Origin of the sequence: Paraburkholderia sp. UCT2 (assembly GCF_014397665.1) — a bacterium.
Classification (GTDB): Bacteria; Pseudomonadota; Gammaproteobacteria; order Burkholderiales; family Burkholderiaceae; genus Paraburkholderia; species Paraburkholderia tuberum.
Window position 1 is genome coordinate 27,232 of the sequence record NZ_VZQO01000031.1, and the last position, 17,498, is coordinate 44,729.

At 63.2% G+C, this 17,498-nt stretch carries 16 protein-coding genes; 7 read left to right on the forward strand and 9 right to left on the reverse strand.

The window, feature by feature from the left end:
* Positions 1-90: 90 nt before the first annotated feature.
* The 8 genes from F6X39_RS23705 to garD form a co-directional block, all read right to left on the reverse strand.
* On the reverse strand, positions 91-1,302 hold the full coding sequence (locus tag F6X39_RS23705; RefSeq protein ID WP_187618342.1) for a porin: 1,212 nt from the start codon (positions 1,300-1,302) through the stop codon (positions 91-93).
* A 77-nt stretch (positions 1,303-1,379) separates the two neighbouring features.
* Positions 1,380-2,732 carry a TRAP transporter large permease gene (locus F6X39_RS23710; RefSeq protein WP_184034188.1) on the reverse strand — a complete coding sequence of 451 codons (1,353 nt, stop codon included), beginning with the start codon at positions 2,730-2,732 and terminating at the stop codon, positions 1,380-1,382.
* A 13-nt stretch (positions 2,733-2,745) separates the two neighbouring features.
* Positions 2,746-3,255 (reverse strand): TRAP transporter small permease, encoded by a 510-nt coding sequence (locus F6X39_RS23715; RefSeq protein ID WP_187618343.1) that lies wholly within the window; start codon positions 3,253-3,255, stop codon positions 2,746-2,748.
* A 177-nt stretch (positions 3,256-3,432) separates the two neighbouring features.
* Entirely contained in the window at positions 3,433-4,425 is a 993-nt protein-coding gene (locus F6X39_RS23720) for a TRAP transporter substrate-binding protein (RefSeq protein WP_184049987.1), read from the reverse strand.
* Positions 4,426-4,743: 318 nt separating this feature from the next.
* Positions 4,744-5,028 (reverse strand): hypothetical protein, encoded by a 285-nt coding sequence (locus tag F6X39_RS23725; RefSeq protein WP_187618344.1) that lies wholly within the window; start codon positions 5,026-5,028, stop codon positions 4,744-4,746.
* A gap of 10 nt (positions 5,029-5,038) precedes the next feature.
* A complete protein-coding gene (locus tag F6X39_RS23730; protein ID WP_187618345.1) occupies positions 5,039-5,968 on the reverse strand; it encodes an SMP-30/gluconolactonase/LRE family protein in 930 nt (309 codons plus the stop codon).
* Positions 5,965-6,819, reverse strand: coding sequence for an NAD-dependent epimerase/dehydratase family protein (locus tag F6X39_RS23735; RefSeq protein ID WP_187618346.1), 855 nt, complete (start codon positions 6,817-6,819; stop codon positions 5,965-5,967). Before F6X39_RS23735 ends, F6X39_RS23730 begins: the two co-directional genes overlap by 4 nt.
* Positions 6,820-6,919: 100 nt before the next feature.
* Entirely contained in the window at positions 6,920-8,509 is a 1,590-nt protein-coding gene (gene garD, locus F6X39_RS23740; RefSeq protein ID WP_090806085.1) for a galactarate dehydratase, read from the reverse strand.
* Between the two features lie 255 nt (positions 8,510-8,764).
* Between garD and kdgD the strand changes: the two genes are divergently transcribed.
* The 3 genes from kdgD to F6X39_RS23755 all read left to right on the forward strand — a co-directional run bounded on the left by kdgD (position 8,765) and on the right by F6X39_RS23755 (position 12,197).
* Entirely contained in the window at positions 8,765-9,682 is a 918-nt protein-coding gene (kdgD, locus tag F6X39_RS23745) for a 5-dehydro-4-deoxyglucarate dehydratase (protein ID WP_090806087.1), read from the forward strand.
* A 190-nt stretch (positions 9,683-9,872) separates the two neighbouring features.
* A complete protein-coding gene (locus tag F6X39_RS23750) occupies positions 9,873-11,231 on the forward strand; it encodes an MFS transporter (protein WP_187618347.1) in 1,359 nt (452 codons plus the stop codon).
* A 222-nt stretch (positions 11,232-11,453) separates the two neighbouring features.
* Positions 11,454-12,197, forward strand: coding sequence for a FadR/GntR family transcriptional regulator (locus F6X39_RS23755; protein ID WP_184049998.1), 744 nt, complete (start codon positions 11,454-11,456; stop codon positions 12,195-12,197).
* A gap of 142 nt (positions 12,198-12,339) precedes the next feature.
* On the opposite strand, the gene F6X39_RS23760 is transcribed toward F6X39_RS23755, so the two are convergent.
* Positions 12,340-13,923, reverse strand: a complete 1,584-nt coding sequence (locus tag F6X39_RS23760; RefSeq protein ID WP_187618348.1) for an aldehyde dehydrogenase (NADP(+)) — start codon at positions 13,921-13,923, stop codon at positions 12,340-12,342.
* Positions 13,924-14,155: 232 nt separating this feature from the next.
* On the opposite strand from F6X39_RS23760, the gene garL reads away from it, so the two are divergent.
* From garL to F6X39_RS23780, 4 genes are all read left to right on the forward strand, one after another.
* Positions 14,156-14,956 carry a 2-dehydro-3-deoxyglucarate aldolase gene (garL, locus tag F6X39_RS23765; protein WP_187618349.1) on the forward strand — a complete coding sequence of 267 codons (801 nt, stop codon included), beginning with the start codon at positions 14,156-14,158 and terminating at the stop codon, positions 14,954-14,956.
* Positions 14,953-15,882 (forward strand): 2-hydroxy-3-oxopropionate reductase, encoded by a 930-nt coding sequence (locus F6X39_RS23770; RefSeq protein ID WP_262414788.1) that lies wholly within the window; start codon positions 14,953-14,955, stop codon positions 15,880-15,882. Before garL ends, F6X39_RS23770 begins: the two co-directional genes overlap by 4 nt.
* A gap of 250 nt (positions 15,883-16,132) precedes the next feature.
* Complete coding sequence (locus F6X39_RS23775) at positions 16,133-16,987, forward strand: hypothetical protein (protein WP_187618351.1); 855 nt, start codon at positions 16,133-16,135, stop codon at positions 16,985-16,987.
* 62 nt (positions 16,988-17,049) lie between these two features.
* Complete coding sequence (locus F6X39_RS23780; RefSeq protein ID WP_187618352.1) at positions 17,050-17,436, forward strand: hypothetical protein; 387 nt, start codon at positions 17,050-17,052, stop codon at positions 17,434-17,436.
* The last annotated feature ends 62 nt before the right edge of the window (positions 17,437-17,498 follow it).

A 17,498-nucleotide genomic window follows, 5' to 3' on the forward strand; every position in this document is an offset into this window, starting at 1 on the left:
TAATGTGCGCAGCTTTGCGAGACTGACGACGCGAAAAAAACGCGTCGATGTGGCGGCAAAACAACGTGCCGCCACGTATTCAGTAACTGTTTAGAACTTGTGGATGATACCCACGCCAACCGCGGTCTGGCTGCGCGACGAGGACGGCGAACCGTTCTGGCCGTCACCGATGCTTGCCACTGCGTTGATGATGGACTTGCCGTTGCCCGACAGCGTCTGGCCGCTAGCGCGCTGATACGCTTCGAGTGCGTACAGGCCGGTGCGCTTGGACAGCGAGTAGTACTGCGACAGGTTGAACTGGCTGTAGCTAGCCGTGCTCTGAATGCCGTTCGACGACGTTGCACGGGTGTAGCTATAGCCAGCGGCCAGGTCCAGCACCGAGATCGGCTTCCAGTGCAGCACTGCGCCACCGGTATTCCAGATCTGCGTGTCGTGGAACAGCGAAGCCTGGCCCGCAGCGTATTGAACGTTCGAGTATGCGAACGAAACGTCCCACTGCGAGTTGAACGCGTAACCACCCGTCACCGCAATGCGCTGCTGCTTCGCTGCGGTCTGGAAGCCGTTGTTGATTGCCGAGACGGACGGCTGAGCGCCGTTGTTCGACGCCGTGGAATTCCACGCGGGGGTGCCAACGGTCGCCGCGTTGTCAATGCGCTGGATACCTGCCGCGAGACCGATCGGGCCGTTCAGGTACTGTGCCGCAACGCTCCAGGTTTGGCCGGCTGCGAAGCTGCCCGCGTTGCCGCCCAGTGCGTACGAACCGCTAACCGTCAGACCGGCAAAGCTCGGCGACGTATAGACCAGTTGGTTGTTCACCCGGAACGTCGTATCCAGCGAGTCGATATCACCCGGATGCGCACCGTATGCACCGGTCAGCCACGTGGTCGGGCTATACGGCGAGAGCATCGTGTAGTACGAGGTGTACCCGCGGCCTGCCGTCACCGTACCGAACTGAGCGTTCGTCAGACCGACCCATGCCTGGCGGTTGAATGCCAGACCCGACACACTTTGCGCGCCAGTTGCGCTGTTAAAGCCTTCTTCCAACTGGAAAATCGTCTTCGTGCCGCCACCCAGATCTTCCGAGCCCTTCAAACCGAAACGGCTGCCTGCCCAGATGCCGTTGATCATCTTGACTTGCGAGTTGCCAGGGACGGTCTGCGGTTTCGCCGCCGTGGTCAGCGACGCCGAGCTGTTCTGCCAACCCAGGCCCGTATCGACGATACCGTAAAGCGTCACGCTGCTTTGCGCATGTGCGCCCAGGGCGACCAACCCCAAGGCCGAAGCTAAGAGAGTCTTTTTCATTTTTACTCCTCTGTTAAAAACTTTCTAATGCGGCCTATGCGAGCGCCGCTGAGTGTGGGAAATACGTTTTATTTGGATCAGAACACCGGGTGACCGTTGATGATGCTCGGCAACCAGGTCGAGAACCACGGGACATAGGTGACAATATTGATGGCCGAGAAGATAGCGAGGTAATACGGCCAAGCCACCTTGGTAGTTTCCCCTATCGACACATTGCCAATTGCGCAACCAATGAACTGCACCGAGCCAATCGGCGGATGCACGAGACCCAATGCGCAGTTCAGCAGAATCATGATGCCGAACTGAACCGGGCCCACCCCGTTGTGCATGGCCATCGGCAGGAACAGCGGGGTTGTGATCAGGATGTGCGCCGCCATGTCGACGAACGTACCGAGGAACACCTGAATCACGTTGATGTACAACAACATCAGCCACGGCAGCGAGGTCGCGCCGTCGAGCATGCGTTCGATCGCCTCCGGGATCTCCAGATAGGCCATCTGGAAGCGCAGCATGTTCGACACACCGATCAGCAGCAGCACCACGCCGGTCGTTTTCGCGGCCTTGCCGAGCGCATGGCCGAGCTTCTTCATCGACAGCGAGCGATACACGACGATGGTCAATATCAGCGAATAACCCACGGCGATCGCGGCCGCCTCCGTCGCGGTGGCGATACCGCGCGCCACGCAGAACAGAATGATCGCGATGACCATCAGACCCGGCACCGCGCCGATGAACGTGCGCAGCACCGCCATCCAGCCCGGGAAACGCTGCAGTTCGGTCGAACCGTCGGGACGGCGCGGATAGCCGAACTTGACAGCCTGCCAGTAAGCGGCGATCAGCACGAGGCCCATCACCCACAGCACCGGCAACAGACCCGAGAACAGCAGATCGCCGATCGACACGCCGCTCATCTGCTTGCCGTTCAGCACGCCGCTCACGCCTTGCGCGGCGAACGCGTAGATGATCATGTTGGTCGACGTCGGCATCAGCGCGCCGGCGAGCGACGAGTGCGTGGTCACGTTGACCGCGTATGCGGCGCTATAACCTTCCCGCTTCATCAGCGGGATCACGACGCCGCCCATGGCCGACGTATCCGCGGTCGGCGAACCCGACACGCCGCCGAACAGCGTACAGGCGACCACGTTGGCCATGCCGAGGCCACCGCGGAAATGGCCGACCGAGGCCTGCGCGAAACGCAGGATGCGGTCAGCGATGCCGCCATGGAGCATCAGCTCGCCGGAGAAGATGAAGAACGGGACCGCGAGGAACGAGAAACCGTTCATGCCCGAGATCATCGACTGCATCGCGGTCGCGGTCGGCAAGCCTTCGAACAGGTACGTCAGAACGCAGGACAGGCCCAACGCGAATGAAACCGGAACCCCGAGGAAGAGGAAGATTAGAAAACTGGCGGCAAGAAGGGCAAGTTCCATGATGGTTCTACTTTTATTCCGTGGCGGAGAGTTCGAGCGTCGGCTCTTCCCGTTTCCCCGCGAAGAGCTCGAGCAGATGCTCGATCGAGAACAACGCGATGCACACACTCGCGAAGATCGGGATGCAGTAGCGCACGCCTTCCGGCACGCCGATGATCGGAATGCGGTCGCCCATCGTGGTTTCCGCCATCTCGAGGCAACCGACGAAGACCGCCACCGCGAAAGCGACCAGACACAGGTGCTGAATCCCTTTCGCAATCACCTGGCCTTTCTCGGGCAATTTCTTGACGAGCGAGTCGAGTCCGATGTGACCGCCCTCGCGAACCTTCAGCGCGGCGCCGAACATCGCGATCAGGATTACCAGCAGCAATGCGATGGGCTCAACGAAATCGGGCGCGTCGCTAAACACGTAGCGCATCACCACGCTATAAATCACGAGCAGGCAAAGCACGGCGAGGCTAAGCGACGCCACGACCAGCAGCACGCGAAAAAGAAAATCATTTGGGCGTTTCAGGAAACTCATGACCCTGTCCTTGCTTACGACCGACCTATGCTTGAGATTCAGCCGTCCCGATGCGACACGATCCGCACGCGCGCGCGAAATCGCGCGGCGGAAGGTCTCGCGAGTTTCCTCGCGGGACCATTCACGCCGCTGTTGCGACAAGCGTTGCTATTGCTGATTGCGTCCGGGACGCGTGACTTACTTGATTGCTTCGATCTCGTCGACGATCTGCTTCATTTGCGGGGTCTTTTCGTACTTCGCCCACACAGGCTGCATCACCTTCACGAAAGCCGCGCGGTCGATCTGCGAAGCCGCGATGACCGTTGCGCCACCCTTCGTGACGGCCTTCTGTGCGTCGGCTTCGCGCGCGGTCCACAGCTTCTCGTAGTAAGGCACCGAGTCAGCCGCGGCCTTCTTGATGATCTGCTGCTCTTGCGGCGACAGCGTGTCCCACACCTTCTTCGAGAACACCAGCACTTCCGGCGTCATCGAATGCTGGGTTTCCGAGTAGACCTGAGCGACTTCGAAGTGCTTGGTTTCTTCGTACGACGGCAGGTTGTTTTCGGCGCCGTCGACGAGGCCGGTCTTCAGGCCCGTATAGACTTCCGAGAACGGCATCGGGGTCGGCGTGCCGCCCATTGCCTTGATTTCGTCGACCATCAGGTCGGACGGCTGCACGCGGACCTTCAGCCCCTTCATGTCAGCCGGCGACTTGATCGCCTTCTTCGCGTACATCGAGCGTGCGCCGCTCTCGTAGAACGTCAGTGCGATCATGCCCTTCGCGGTGAAGGCGTCGAGGATCTTCTGGCCTTCCGGACCGTACATGACCTTGCGGAAATGGTCGACGTCGCGGAACAGGAACGGCAGCGACGGGATCATCGATTCCGGCACGATTTCGTTGAACGCAGCACCGTTGGCACGGGCCATGTCGAGCGCGCCGATACGGACCTGGTCGATCGTGTCGTTTTCCGAACCGAGCGCGCTGTTGCCGAACACCTTCACGGAGTCCTTGCCGCCGGTCGCCTTGCTGATCTCCTCGCCCATGTACTTCACAGCCATGTTGGTCGGGAAGGTGTCGCCGTGCACATCGGCGACGCGGAACACGCGCGCTTCAGCCGACATCGTGCTGAACGCCAACGCCGCGGCCGCGACGATCATCGAAACATGGGAAGAGGCAAACTTCTTGTTCATCGTGACATTCCTTGAAAAATAGACCATCCCAGCAACAGCGGATGTGACATGGTTTTGACGCGTCTCCGGCTTCACGCTCACTGCCTTCGCAGGTGCGGGCGTTGGCCGTACTGGCTGTGCGACTTCCCCGGCACAGTTGACCCAGCACTCCAGTCGACAACTCGACTACTTACTTCAATCACGCCGGCCGGCTTCGGACATGCATGCCGCATCGACCGCGGCGGCACGAATGCCTGGAAAACCCACCGAATTGCACTGTCACACCAACACAGAAAGCCATTTGTTTGGGCTTATATGTTGTACGACAACATACGAAGTCTATAAAAGGGGTTTTATCTTGTACAGACGGTATTTACCCGCATCAAGAAAAGCGCCGGTACGGATGACCGGCGTGGCATGCCACAAGGTCCCGCGCCGTCCGGCATTGGATGGGGACGGAATCGGTACAGTCTGCGGAGCTGTGGTGTTTTTGCTGAAGAAATACGTGGCGGCGTAGTCTTCACACAACACGTTGTACGACGAGTGACAAATAAAGGGCCACACGAATGGTGCTGAAAAATGAAAACGCCGGGGAGAAAAACTTCGTCCCGGCGCATGCTTCATGCAAGCAACGTTACAGTTGCCCTGCGAATTCGGGCTCAGGCAGCCCGCTCACGCCGGGCCGCAGCGCGAACACGTGGCCGTCGTGCTCGCTCGCGCCGTTGGCGGGACGAATCGAGGTGACGAACAGCGTATCGAGATCGCGGCCGCCGAACGCGCACATGGCAGGCTTGACGGCCGGCACCGGAACCTGTCGGTCAAGCTTGCCCTGCGGCGTAAAACGCAGAAGCAGACCGGCGTCGTTCGCGCAGATCCAGTAGCATCCGTCGGCATCGACCGCCGCGCCGTCCGGACGGCCCGAATAGTGATGCAGGTCGGCGAACACGCGGCGGTTGCGCGGCTCACCGCTGTCGACGTCGTAGTCGAACGCCCAGATCAGCCGGCGCAGCGGATGCGAGTCGGACAGATACATCGTCGTGCCGTCCGGCGACCAGCCCAGGCCGTTCTGCGTGATCAGCGAATCGACGACCGGCGCTGACAGCACGCCCTTCTCGTCGAAGCGGTACAGCGCGCCGCCCGGGATCGCCGCGGCCATATCCATCACCATCGTGCCGGCCCAGAAACGCCCTTGCCGGTCGCAGCGGCCGTCGTTGAAACGCATTCCGCCGTGCGGGAATTCAGGCGCCGCGAGCTTGCGCAGCGACGCTGTCAGCGGCTCGCCGCTCGCCGCCTTCGACGCGTCCGCGAGCGAGAGCGCGAACAACCCGGTCTCGCAGCCGGCGAGCACGGTGCCGGCGTGATCGAATGCGATGCAGGCAACCTGCTCCGGCAGCAGCCATTCGGTGCGCTTGCCTGTCTCGATCGAACCGCGCACGATCTTTTTCGCCGGAATGTCCACCCAGTACAGCGCCTGCTCGGCCGCGCGCCAGACCGGGCTTTCACCAGTGGCCGCGGGCAACGGACCGGCCGCTTCGAAGCGCTCCACTTGCGGATTCGCGCTCATTGTTCAGGCTCCCGCTTCGGCTCCATCGGACCGGCTAGCACGAACGGGCCGCCCTGGTACAGCTGGGTCGGGTCGTCGAAGCGCGTGTCGGGGGCGCTCGGTGGGAACAGGTGTTCGAACTGCGCCGAGCTGTCTTGCGGACGGTAGCCGAGAAACGCGGCGTTCGTGTTGTCGACCCACGAGATGCGGTTGTTCGACACGCCGTAGACAATCGCGTGACCGACGCGGTTCGTGAACAGCGAGCAGCGCACGAGCTCGATGAAATCGCGGTAGCTCAGATACGTGACGAGCATGCGCGCGGTCTTCGGCTGCTCGAACGACGAGCCGATCCGCAAACACACGGTCTCGAGACCGAAGCGGTCGAAGTAGTAGCGCGACAGCGATTCGCCGAAACACTTCGTCACGCCGTACATGCCGTCCGGACGCAGCGGCACTTCGGTATCGAGAACCGACGTCACCGGATGGAAACCCACCGCGTGATTCGAGCTCGCGTAGATGATGCGCTTCACGCCATGCTTTTGCGCCGACGAGTACACGTTGTAGAGGCCGCGGATGTTCGCTTCGAGCAGGTCTTCGAACGGCGCTTCGACGGAGATGCCGCCGAGATGCACCACCGCGTCCACGCCTTCGAGCAGCGCGTGCACGGCTGCTTCATCGGCGAGATTGACGACGGGCGCTTCCTCGTGCGCGGCGACTTCGCCGAGCGCAGCGATATCGGACACGCGCACGATGTCGGCCCATTGCGCGAGCGCGGGACGCAGTTGCTTGCCGAGGTTGCCCGCGGCGCCGGTGAGCAGCAGACGGCGGAAGGGTTTCTTTGCCGCGGAGCGGTCAACGTTCAAATCGGTCATGTCTCTTGGATGTTGTGATTGCGAGCGGGTCTTCTGAATGGAAAAGCGAGCGCCGGCTGGACCGGCGCTCGCCTGAGTATTGACGGGGCACGGTGCCTGCTCAGGTCACCGGCGCCGGGTTGAACAGCGTCAACGCATTGTGCAGTCCCAGCTTCTCCGCGCAGGTTTCCTTGCGGCCGCTCGCGACTTCGAGCATCAGGCGGAACAGTTCCCAGCCCACCTCCTCGATGCTGGACTGGCCGGTCGCGATCGTGCCGGCGTTGATGTCCATCAGATCGTGCCAGCGGCGCGCGAGGTCCGAACGCGTCGCAACCTTGATGACCGGTACTTCGGCGAGGCTGTACGGCGTGCCGCGGCCGGTCGTGAACACGTGCAGCGTGATGCCCGAGGCGACCTGCAGCGTGCCGCAGATGAAGTCGCTGGCCGGCGTCGCCGCGTAGATCAGGCCCTTCTGATTGACCTTCTCACCCGGCGACAGCACGCCGGAGATCGCCGAGTTGCCCGACTTGATGATCGAGCCCATCGCCTTTTCGACGATGTTCGACAGGCCGCCCTTTTTGTTGCCGGGCGTCGTGTTCGCGCTGCGGTCCGCGCCGCCGCGCTTCAGGTAATCGTCGTACCACTGCATCTCGCGGATAATCGCCTGTGCGACGTCCGCATTGGCCGCGCGCGCGGTCAGCTGATCGACGCCGTCGCGCACTTCGGTGACTTCAGAGAACATCACGGTCGCGCCGGCGCGCACCAGCAGGTCGGTTGCGAATCCGACGGCCGGGTTCGCGGTCAGGCCCGAGAACGCGTCGCTACCGCCGCACTGCACGCCGATCACCAGATCCGACGCCGGACAGGTTTCGCGACGGCGGTTGTTCAGGCGCTTCAGATGCCCTTCGGCCATCCTCATGATCGACGTGATCATCGACTGGAAGCCGACGTGCGATTCGTCCTGCAGCACCACGACGTCGCCGTTCTGGTCCAGCGCGACATCACCGATGTCCGCGACGTCGTCGACGACCGCTGCCGCCGCGATCGGAATCGTTCCCGGCGGCATCAGACGCTCGGGCTGCAGCTTCTCGCAGCCGAGGCTCACCATCATCACTTCGCCGCCGAAGTTCGGGTTCAGCGCGATGTTGCGCACGGTTCGGATCGGCACCATCGCGTCGGGCGCGTCGATCGCGACGCCGCAGCCGTAGGTGTGACCGAGGCTGACGACATCGTCGACATTCGGATATTTCGGCAGCAGCTCGGCCTTGATGCGCGTGACCGCGTGTTGCACGACGTCGGCGACGCACTGCACGGTGGTCGTGATCGCGAGGATGTTGCGCGTGCCCACCGAGCCGTCCGAGTTACGGTAGCCCTCGAACGTATAGCCTTCGAGCGGCGGCATGTCCGGCGCTTTGGTGGTGGCGATCGGCAGGTCTTCGAGTCCCGGCGGGCTCGGCATGCGGATCACGTGTTCGTTGATCCAGCTGCCCTTCGGCAGCGGCTTCAGCGCATAACCGATCACGACGTTATAGCGGATGACCTCGTCGCCCTCGGCGAGATCGGCCACCGCGACCTTGTGGCCCTGCGGCACACGCTCGCGCAGCCTGAGGCCATCAGCGAATACCGCGCCCTCGCCCAGACCGCCGTCGTTGACGACGATCGCGACATTGTCATTGGGATGAACGCGGATGTAGAGCGGAGTTTGTTCCATTGATCGATCCTTGAGGCGTGATAGACCTGCTTCGCCAGAAATCATACGTCATCCTACAACATGAAGTTTTGCCCGGATGTTCCGTATTTACCCTATAGCGTGAATTATGCCGTGAAAACCCCGTTGAGTTACCGGATTTGTTGTTGTACGATGACGTATAAGAAATCTGATTTCCAAAGATTTTCTACTAGTACGACGTCCGTTGTACTGGTTGGAACCAACAACGACCCAATCCGACGCCTGGATATTTTGATCATGACGACACCGCAGGAACTCAAGCAGATCGTTTCGGAAGGCCTCCTGTCCTTCCCCGTCACCGACTTCGACGCTAAAGGCGACTTCCGCGCCGACACCTACGCAGAGCGTCTCGAATGGCTCGCTCCGTACGGCGCATCGGCGCTGTTCGTCGCCGGCGGCACGGGCGAATTCTTCTCGCTGACGCAAGACGACTACACGCAAGTAGTCAAGACCGCGGTCGAGGTCTGCAAGGGCAAGGTACCGATCCTCGCCGGCGCCGGCGGCCCGACCCGCGTGGCGATCGCCTACGCGAAGGAAGCGCAGCGCCTCGGCGCGCACGGCATCCTGCTGATGCCGCACTACCTGACCGAAGCAAGCCAGGACGGTATCGCCGAGCACGCCGAAGAGGTCTGCAAGGCTGTTCCGGGCATGGGCATGATCATCTACAACCGCGCGAACTCGAAGCTCAACGCCGACATGCTCGAACGTCTGGCAGACCGTTGCCCGAACCTGATCGGCTTCAAGGACGGCGTGGGCGAGATCGAAAACATGGTGACGATCCGCCGCCGCCTCGGCGAGCGCTTCTCGTACCTCGGCGGCCTGCCGACCGCGGAAGTCTACGCTGCCGCCTACAAGGCGCTGGGCGTGCCGGTGTACTCGTCGGCGGTGTTCAACTTCATTCCGAAGACCGCGATGGACTTCTACCGCGCGATCGCCGCTGACGACCACGCGACGGTCGGCAAGCTGATCGACGAATTCTTTCTGCCGTATCTGAAGATCCGCAACCGCCGCGCCGGCTACGCGGTCAGCATCGTCAAGGCTGGCGCGAAGCTGGTCGGCCACGACGCAGGTCCGGTGCGCGCACCTCTGACCGATCTGACGCCGGAAGAAATGGAGCAGCTCGACGCGCTGATCAAGAAGCTCGGACCGCAGTAAGGCACCGGCGTCAGGGCTTCGAGCGAGAAAGCTCGCCAGCTTCATCGATGAGGGCCGCCTGGACGGCCGCGTGGCGAACGCCCGGCACAGCAACGTCGCCGGGCGTTCGTGTGTTTGCCCGACAGGCAGGTGGTCTGCGGGCCGCCCGGTGTGCAGACTACACCTCGCCCGACAATACAGGAGATGACCCATGGACTTGAGCCGCTCGGCCAGTTCCACCGACGCCGCTTCCAGCGCGGCACGCACCAAGGTCCGCTACGGGATCCTGCTGCTGATCTTTGTGATCACCACCCTCAACTACGCCGACCGCGCGACGCTGTCCGTCACCGGTTCCGCAATGCGCACCGCGTTCAGCCTCGACGCGATCCGCATGGGCTATATCTTTTCCGCATTCAGCTGGGCTTACGTGCTGTCGCAACTGCCGGCCGGCTGGCTGCTCGACCGTTTCGGCGCACGCCGCGTGTACGCGGCGAGCATCTTCTCGTGGTCGCTATTCACGCTGCTGCAGAGCTCGGTCGGCCTGCTCGGCAGCGCCGGTGCGGCGATTACCGGCCTGTTCGCGCTGCGCTTCGTGATGGGCGCGGCCGAGTCGCCGGCGTTCCCGGCGAACGCGAAGGTCGTCGCGAGCTGGTTCCCGACCAACGAGCGCGGCACCGCGTCGGCGATCTTCAACGCCGCGCAATACTTCGCCGCGGTCGTGTTCACGCCGCTGATGGCGTGGCTCACGCACGCGTTCGGGTGGGAAATGGTCTACGTCGTACTGGGCGCGGCCGGGCTGCTGCTCGCGCTGACGTGGCTGAAGGTCATGAAGAATCCCGCCGACCATCCGCGCGTGTCGCGCGCCGAGCTCGAGTACATCGAGCAAGGTGGCGGCCTCGTCAGCGGTGCGCGCAAGACGCGCCCGGACGATGTTTCGAAGGCTGGCGGCTGGACGCTCGTGCGTCAGTTGCTCGGCAACCGCATGCTGCTCGGCGTCTATCTCGCGCAGTACTGCATCAACGTGCTGACCTACTTCTTCCTGACGTGGTTTCCGATCTACCTCGTGCAGGCGCGCGGCATGACGATCCTGCACGCGGGCCTCGTGGCCTCGCTGCCGGCGATCTGCGGTTTTCTCGGCGGGGTGCTCGGCGGCGTGCTGTCGGACGGAATGATCCGCCGCGGCTGTTCGCTGACCGTCGCGCGCAAGGTGCCGATCGTCGGCGGCATGCTGCTGTCGACCTGCATCATCGGCTGCAACTACGTGTCGACCGACTGGGTCGTCGTCGCGCTGATGTCGCTCGCGTTCTTCGGCAAGGGCATCGGCGCGCTCGGCTGGGCGGTCGTCGCCGATACGTCGCCGAAGGAAGCGCTCGGCTTGTCCGGCGCGATCTTCAACATGTTCGGCAACATCGCCGGCATCGTGACGCCGATCGTGATCGGCTATCTCGTCGCCCGCACGGGCTCCTTCAATGGCGCGCTGGTGTTCGTCGGCGCGAACGCGCTGCTGACCGTGATCAGCTATCTGGTGATCGTCAAGGACATCCGGCGGGTCGAGTTGCGCCCGGCGTGAGCCCGTTATAGGCTTGGTTATCGTCGCGGTTATCGTACTTCCGGCCGACCGACCCGGCGCCTCGCGCGATCTATCCGCGCCGAGGCGCCAAACTTCGGGTCTGCGCCGATATACGTGACGTTTGCGCCGGAAACGATCTGGCGCTTATATAATCAGTCGTCAGACGACGATATAATAAAAATGCACGATTCCCAGCGATCTTTCAAACAAGGAGCGTTTTCGATGGCTACACCACTAGCATCCGCGGCACCGCCACGACGCGCTCGCAATCTTGCCGAGTTCGTCGTCAACTACGTCACCGAGCAGATCGCGGCCAACTTGCTGAAGCCGGGCGACAAACTCCCCACCGAATCGCAGCTGATGAGCACACTCAGCGTGAGCCGCACGGTGATTCGCGAGGCGATCTCGCGCCTGCAGGCAGGCAAGGTCATCGAGACGCGGCACGGCATCGGCAGCTTCGTGCTCGAGCCGCAACGCGAAAAGCTCGGCATCGACATGGTGCCCGCCACCACGCTGCGCGACGTGCTGTGCATTCTGGAGCTGCGCATCAGCCTCGAAACCGAATGCGCCGGTCTCGCCGCGCAACGCGCGAAACCGGACGACCTCGCGCGCATGCGCACCGCGCTCGACGCGATCGAGGCCACGCGCCACAACGGGCTCGACAGCGTGCAGGCCGACCTGCAGTTCCACATCTCGGTCGCACGCGCAACCGGCAACCGCTATTTCGTCGACATCCTGTCGCAAATGGGCAGCGCGCTGATTCCGCGCAACCGGCTCGACTCGGCCGGCATCGCGCGCGCCGATCCTGATGCGTATCTGTCGCTCGTGAACCTCGAGCATGAAAGCATCCTCGAGGCGATCAGCCGGCACGACGCCGAAGGCGCACGCGCGGCGATGCGCATGCATCTGTCGAATAGCCGCGAGCGGCTGCGTCGCGCGAATGAAGCGAGCGAAGCGAACAGCTGATTCTCACCAAGCTCGCGGGCGAAAAAAATGGCCGGGAATCTCCCGGCCATTTTTCTATCTTGCGATTGCGTCCGCCCTTCCCTTCGATCCGCGCCCGGCCGACCGGCCCGGGCACGCATCCGTTCAGGACGGCGTCACGCGATTAACCGCGCGTGAGTTCGCCATCGCGACGACGCCACAGTTCCAGCGGATTGCCGTCAGCCAGCGTTTCCGGCAGCAGCTCGGCCGGGAAGTCCTGGTAGCAGACCGGGCGCAGGAAGCGGTCGATCGACGTGGTGCCGACCGAGGTCGCTCGGCTATCCGACGTTGCCGGGAACGGGCCGCCGTGGACCATCGCATGGCACACTTCGACGCCGGTCGGAAAGCCGTTGACCAGAATCCGGCCGGCCTTGCGCTCGAGAATCGGCACCAGCTTCTTCGCAGCCGCCACGTCGGCGCTGTCCATCTGCAGCGTCGCGGTCAACTGGCCCGCGAAGTGTTCGGCGACCTTCAGCATTTCCTGCTCGTCCTTGCAGCGGATGATCGTCGACACCGGGCCGAACACTTCGTCTTCGAGCGCCGGGTTCGCGAGGAACGTCTGCGCGTCGGTCACGAACAGCGCCGCGCAAGCCTGGGTCGGGCCGGTCGCGGCGACGCCGCGTGCCACGACTTCGACGCCCTTCGTTGCGGCCAGCTTGCCTTCGCCGTCCTCATACGCGGCGTGAATGCCCGAGGTCAGCATGGTCTGCGCCGGCTTCGCCGCGAGCGCTTCCGATGCCGTCGCGACGAAGCCCTTCAGCGCGTCGCTGTCGATCGCGATGGCGAGGCCCGGGTTGGTACAGAACTGGCCGGCGCCGAGCACGAGCGAGTCGACGAAACCGCGCGCGATGCTGTCGCCGCGTGCCGCAAGAGCGTTGGGCAGCAGGAACACCGGGTTGATGCTGCTCATTTCCGCGTACACCGGGATCGGCTCCGGACGCGCCGCCGCGACGCGCATCAGCGACGTGCCGCCCGCGCGCGAACCGGTGAAGCCGACCGCCTTGATGGCCGGGTGCGCAACCAGTGCCTCGCCGACCGAGTTACCCGCGCCGACGATCATCGAGAACACGCCTTCGGGCAGATCCATTTCCTGCGCGACGCGCTGGATCACGCGACCGACCAGCTCCGACGTGCCGAGGTGAGCGCGATGCGCCTTCACGACGACCGGGCAGCCAGCAGCCAGCGCCGCGGCGGTGTCGCCACCCGCTACCGAGAACGCGAGCGGGAAGTTACTCGCGCCGAACACCGCGACCGGACCGAGCGCGATCTTCTGCATGCGCAGATCCGAGCGCGGCAGCGGCTTGCGCTCCGGCAGCGGCGAATCGAGCGTAGCGTTGAGCCACTGGCCCGCGCGCACGGTCTGCGCGAACAGCTTCAACTGGCCGGTGGTGCGGCCGCGCTCGCCTTCCAGACGCGCCTTCGGCAGTCCCGATTCAGCCTGCGCGCGCTCGATCAGCTCGTCGCCGAGCGCGGTGATGCCGTCAGCGATACGGTCCAGGAACTCGGCGCGCACTGCGAGCGGCAGTTGACGGTAGGCGTCGAACGCCTGTTGCGCGAGCGCGCAGGCCTGCTCGACGTTCTCGACGGTGCCGCTGCCGAACACCGGCTCGGCAATCTCGGAACCCGTGGCAGGATTGAACGCGCGCAGCGGTTTTTCTTCGCCGCGCACGGCTTTGCGACCGATCAGCATTTCGCCGGTAATAGGCATTTTCGACTTTCCTTTAATGAAGGCTAAAGATATAGGTCATCCTACAACATCGCGGGGGCTCTATGCAACCCGAAACGCTTGTCTGACAGGGGCATACGGGTATACTCGCCCATTACAACCAGGCCGTGCGGTGCTAATCTGCAGCTGGTCATACGACGACTTATAACTCGCATTTCGCGGTTCAGCATTGTCGCAGCTTTTCCCGATCCATCGCAGTTCGAGGAGACACCGCATGCCCGCCGTCACGCCTTACGAATCCTTGCCCAACCGCTTCCGGCGCGCGGTGCGCGAGGGAAAAACCCAAATCGGCTGCTGGGCGTCGCTCGCCAGCCCGATCGCCACTGAACTGCTGGGCACGGTCGGCTTCGACTGGATGCTGCTGGATGCCGAACACGCGCCCAACGACGTGCTCACGCTGATCCCGCAGTTGATGGCGCTCAAGGACAGCGGCAGCGCACCGGTCGTCCGACCACCGGCCAACGACAGCGTCGTGATCAAACGTTTTCTCGACAGCGGCTTTTCGAACTTCCTCGTGCCCTTCGTCGACAGCGCCGACGACGCCGCCCGCGCGGTCGCGTCGACACGCTATCCGCCGCAGGGCATTCGCGGCGTGTCGGTCGGCCATCGCGGCAATCGCTACGGCACCGTGTCCGACTACTTCGCGATCGCCAACGACAACGTCTGCGTGATCCCGCAGATCGAAAGCCGCAAGGCGGTCGAGAATATCGACAGCATCCTCGCGGAGGACGGCATCGACGCGGTCTTCATCGGTCCGTCCGACCTCGCGGCGTCGTATGGCCACCTCGGCAATGCGAGCCATCCGGACGTGCAGCAGGCGATCGCGCATGTGTTCGCGCGCGCGCAGGCGGCCGGCAAGTCGAGCGGCATTCTCGCGCCGCTGCAGGCCGACGCGGAACGATATCTGTCGATGGGCGCGCGCGTCGTCGCCGTCTGCGCGGATCTCGGGCTGCTCAAGGGCGCCGCGCAGGCGGCACAGAAACACTTCATGCAGAAACCGGCGGGCGAGGCTTGAACGCGGCCGCCACGACATCTTCGGAGCATTCCATGCAAACAGCAGGCTTTATCGGACTCGGCATCATGGGCAAGCCCATGGCCGCCAACCTTCTGAAAAACGGCGTGTCACTCGCCGCCTTTACGCGTAGCGGCGTGCCCGCCGAGCTCACGCAGGCCGGCGCCCTCGCATGCGACAACCCCGCCGCGGTCGCCGCCAACGCGGACGTGATCTTCATCATGGTGCCTGACACGCCGGACGTCGAACGCGTGCTGTTCGGCGAGAACGGGCTCGCGAGCGCGCTGCGCGCCGGCCAGACCGTCGTCGACATGAGCTCGATCTCGCCGATGGCGACCCGCGATTTCGCGGCGCGCGTGCGCGAATCCGGTGCCGATTATCTCGACGCGCCGGTGTCCGGTGGCGAAGTCGGCGCGAAGGCCGGCTCGCTGACCATCATGGTCGGGGGCGAACAGGCCACGTTCGACAGCGTGAAGCCCCTGTTCGACATGATGGGCAAGAACGTCACGCTGATCGGCGCGGTCGGCGCGGGCCAGGTGTGCAAGGTCGCCAACCAGGTGATCGTCGCGGCGACCATCGAGGCGGTCGGCGAAGCGCTGCTGCTCGCGTCGAAGGCGGGTGTCGATGCGGCGCGCGTGCGTGAGGCGCTGATGGGCGGCTTCGCATCGTCGCGCATTCTCGAAGTGCACGGCGAGCGCATGACCAGGCGCACGTTCGATCCGGGCTTCCGCATCGAACTGCACCAGAAGGACCTGAACCTCGCGCTGTCGACCGCGCAGGCGCTCGGCGTGTCGCTGCCGAACACCGCCACCTGCCAGGCGCTGTTCAACGCGTGCGTCGCGCACGGCGGCAAGGCGTGGGACCACTCGGCGATGGTGCGCGCGCTCGAAGTGCTCGCGAATCACGAGATCGGTCAGAAGAGCGCGTGATTTGACGTAGGTTCGAAATAGTTGCGATCGGGTTGTCCGTCGGTCTTCAAGTGACTGATGGCCGGCTCGATTGCACTTTGCATTCTTGGGCATCGTACGTAGTTTGCGCGTGATGCCTGTTCCCTCTTCCGGGCCGTAGAGCCTTTCGCCGCCTAACGCGACCCCTTTATCGTGTTTAGCGATGGACTTCCGGCCCCGTGTCTCCTCGGATTGCCGTCTGCTGCCGTGCGTTAGCCTGCCAGGCTAGCGCATGACCACGAGCGATATGCAGTCAAAAACTCGCACCTCACCGGATCAATCGGACACAAGAATCATCCATCGCCCATTTCCTGTCCCTGTGGTCGACGCTATTTTGGCGGGGTTCTTGCGGGAGACAACGATGATTTCAACACAACCACAGCCCCTTGACGAACCCTTGGCGGCGCTACAGGGAACCGCCAGCCAATTTGCCGCCACATGCATCAGAGACGAACGTGTTCGAGCGCAATACCTGCGTGATATTCAAGCCATGAGTGGCGATTTCCAGCAACGGGTCAGAAGCGGGAGCCTCAGTGTTGCCGAAGCGGCAGAACAAGCTCATGCCATGCGTCAGCAAATCCTCGAATTGACTCGTATGCGCACGAGTCCGACGATCAGGGCATATGTGACGAACCTCAAGAGGACCAGCCCCTCGCTGGCCAGTTTGGCCGAAAAGAACGCGCAGGCACTCTTCAAACGTCCGGTTTCAGCCTTATCCGAGACCGAGCAATCTGCTGTCTGGCTGCGCATCGTCCAGAGTGCCGGCACCGACCGGACTTCGGCCAGTACGCTCGCCCGAAAGCTTGGCACGGTGGGTCGCCGCCTCCTTCTGGTGTCCATCGCCGTCGGAGTCTATGAAGTCTACAAGGCAGAGAACAAGCCGCGCGAGATCGCCCGCCAAGGCACAATAGCAGCGGCCGGTGCATGGGGTGGATGGGCCGTCAGTACCGGTGCGGTTGCCACCGGCGTGTGTACAGCAACGGCACCTGTCTGCGTGGGCGCGGTGGCGCTCATCGGGGGCACACTTTTCGCCTTCGGCAGTGACATCGTATTCGGTACTGTCTATCAGACGACCATGCGCCGATAAGGTGGCAGTCCACTCAAGCACATTAGCAATGCGATGCTCAAGAACGTTCACTGCAGACGCCCATGTTGAAGCCCGATGAAGTCGAACGCCGCCTTCCGGTGTGGGTGGCGCTCTCCGAGCTCTTCCTTGATGCGGAATTCGATGAGATTGCCTGCCGGTACGTCGCGGAAAGACTGCGGTGTTCAGGTTTTGGGCTGCAGGAGTTGGAAGACATCCTGCGCGACGAGGTGGCGCCGGCGTTCCTGCCAAATCTCCTCGTGGCCGGCGAATGGAGCGGGTGGAGCCCTGAGGCGGTGCGGGACATCGTCCTGAGTCACCTTGAGAAACAATCCAACCGCCCGCGCCTGCCGGTCATCTTGCGGCGCAGATGGCGACAATGGACGATGGAGCCCGTCGCCAGGGATTGGGAAAAGGTCAAAGCAACGCTGATCTCAGTCGCCGCGAGCTAACTGGGTCAAAGAGCGGACAAGCAGGGCTGTCGATCCGAGTTCCGTCAGTTGCAGATAGTCCG